We start from the raw sequence: 2710 nt of genomic DNA, 5'->3' as shown, positions 1-2710 counted from the left end.
TAGACAAATAGCATACTAACAAGCCATAATCCTTGTCTTCCGTCTCGTATATCAGCAAAGATTGTCCCAAAAAACCCTTGCACCATTTGTATCCAAGGCCATTCCCAGTAATGATCCCAATTTACCTTCTGCGTAGTCGAAAAAATGAAGGGATCCTTATACGTCATATATAAATAAAACATATAGCTAAGCAAGCCAATCGCCGTACTTAATCCCCATAATACAGATTTGGTAACCGTCTTCCAATCTTGCTTACGTATCGACATGAAAAAAAGTATGAGCGGAAAAACGCCGAATATTAAGGCGGTAGCTCGGGTTGTCGTTAAAGGAGCAGCAAATAAGAATGCATAGATCCATTTCCCTTTTATCGCCATATGAAGGGAAGCAAGGGAAAACAGAACAGTCCATAACTCCGTATAAAGTGTTGTATAATAAAATGCACATGGATTTAATGCAAACAACCAAATGCCCATCCTTATTTGCTCATCGGTCATATTCATTCGTTTAAAAAATTCTTGGAGTAAATACATACAAATAAGAAAAGCAATCGCCGTTATAAATAGAACGACATACACATTATTTACAGCTTTTAATAGAAGCGGTACAAACGGAAAAAAAGCGGTGGAAGTCGTCGTCTGGTACCCTTTATGAGCAATTTGTAAATACCAAAGACTATCCCATTGCAACCATGTATCCGCCCTTGCATTAAAGGCCATCGGAATATTCTCTGTATTTTTGTAGTATGGCAACAGTGTTCCAAGCAAAATAATAAGATAATGCACAAAAAATGGTGCAAGTAAAGGAAACCTTTTACGAGTTGCAGAATCATCACTTTTCTGCAACAGGAAGTTGTCAATCATCGTTTCACTCCTTATACTGAATCAAAAATAAATATTGAGTTTCTTATAGTAGGCCTAACATTTCTAATCCGTGCTTTACACCGTCTTCGTCTACTGATTTCGTTACCATATTGGCATGAGCTTGGACTTCCTTACTTGCATTTCCCATTGCTACCCCCATACCAACAGCAGATAGCATTTCTACATCATTTAATCCATCTCCAAATGCTACAGCCTCATCGGGCGCAACCCCTATTTTCTTCAGCATTTTCTCAATGCCTGTTGCCTTCGTTCCATTAGAAAGGTTCACATCACATGTACGCATACCCGGCTGACTCCATCTTCTAAAGTATAATTCCGGAATGGTTTGCTGGTATGCACGTTCTTCATTTATTTCACAATGAAGAAACAGCTGATAAATATCCTTCTCTAACCAAAAGGAGTTGGAAGCCTGCTTCGGTTTATACGTATCATTTCGAAACGCCTCTTGTACATAGGGGTGTTCCGTTTGCGATACACGAAATTCAGATCCAGCAAGATATGTGAGCGGATGGTTATTTTCATCCGATTGTATATTCAATTTTTCCAGCACGTTTTTCTTAATTGGCGCCCGGTGGATAACTTTTCCATCGTGAAGGACGAAATTACCATTAAAGAAAATCAATGAATCAATACCTAATTGTTTTACAACGGACTCAGCAAAGTACGGTGCACGTCCTGTTGCAATGATGACATGGAGATTCTTTTCTTTTAAACGTTGAACCGCCTGCTGCGTTGCTGCTGACATACTTCTATCATGCGGTACAAGTGTGCCATCAATATCTAAAAAAACAGCCTTGTAACTCATACTGAAATTCCTCCTTTTGTGCATGATTCCTATATGAATAAATTTTCTAACTCAATCTATACCTATTTTTTCGTTAGCAACAAATCTATTCACAAAAATCCAAACAACATTTCCATTCTACCATATCGCTTATCATACAAGATATAAATATCGTTTCCATTCTTATATGAAGCAAAAGCCACTAGTAGCATCTAACCAAACGTTTGATTAAATAAATGCACAAAAAAACTACGAATGCCATCGTAGTTTTTTTGTAAAAAGGCCATGCTATAAGTTACTTACTCTTACACAAGTACATCCTTTTGCTCATACACACGATACATCATAATTCCTAATACCCCAATGATACTACATGTGAGCACTAAGAATACCGGTTGAAATGTACCACCATACATAATCGTCTTTGCTTCGAAATATTTAAACGGCGTTATATATTGTAAAAATTCTAGCTTACTATTGATTTCAATTGCCCGAGATAGTAGAAATGTAACGAGCAAGATACCCGTTGAAAGCGAAGAAGCATATTTCGGATGTTTACTGAATACCGCTGCACTTGCACCGATACTTACAAACAGCAACTGAAGCAGTAGCATACCAATCATTAATTTGGCTATATCCACATTCACAACCTCTCCATTTTGATACGGAGCAATAAAAACAAGGGAAGAGAAATAGGTAACAAGATTGAGAATAACAATGTTTACAATAGCTGCTGCTAGCTTTGCTGTTAAAATCGTTGCTCTGGAAACAGGTTTTACGAATAGAAATTCTGCCGTTTTATCTTGCTCTTCTTTTGTAATAATGGTTCCCCCAAGTAAGGATGCATGAATTGTTGTCATAAGAAGTAGATAAATAAATAACATGCCGTAATATCCGCTTACCTTCGATAAATCAAAGTAATTCAAGTTAAACATGACCTGCAAAGCCTTAGGCATTTGTGCCACTAAGTCATTCATAGACCCCACCGAAGATGAATAGCCTGCATATTTCCCCATACTTGCTGCCATCATGGCGATCATTCCGA

General features: G+C 37.6%; 3 protein-coding genes. All 3 read right to left on the bottom strand.

Translation table 11 applies throughout. The features are described from left to right. Positions 1-860: hypothetical protein (locus AC11ZT_RS03430; protein ID WP_484058265.1), on the bottom strand; the 860-nt coding region annotated here is incomplete at its 3' end. A 43-nt stretch (positions 861-903) separates the two neighbouring features. Then, positions 904-1686 (bottom strand): Cof-type HAD-IIB family hydrolase, encoded by a 783-nt coding sequence (locus AC11ZT_RS03425; RefSeq protein ID WP_484058264.1) that lies wholly within the window; start codon positions 1684-1686, stop codon positions 904-906. A 284-nt stretch (positions 1687-1970) separates the two neighbouring features. Beyond that, on the bottom strand, positions 1971-2710 hold a 740-nt coding region (locus tag AC11ZT_RS03420), incomplete at its 5' end, for an ABC transporter permease subunit (protein ID WP_484058263.1).

The sequence above is a fragment of the Ectobacillus sp. genome (assembly GCF_056992975.1).
Note: the sequence above shows the minus strand (reverse complement) of the source record. Positions and strands in the feature narration are given on the sequence as shown.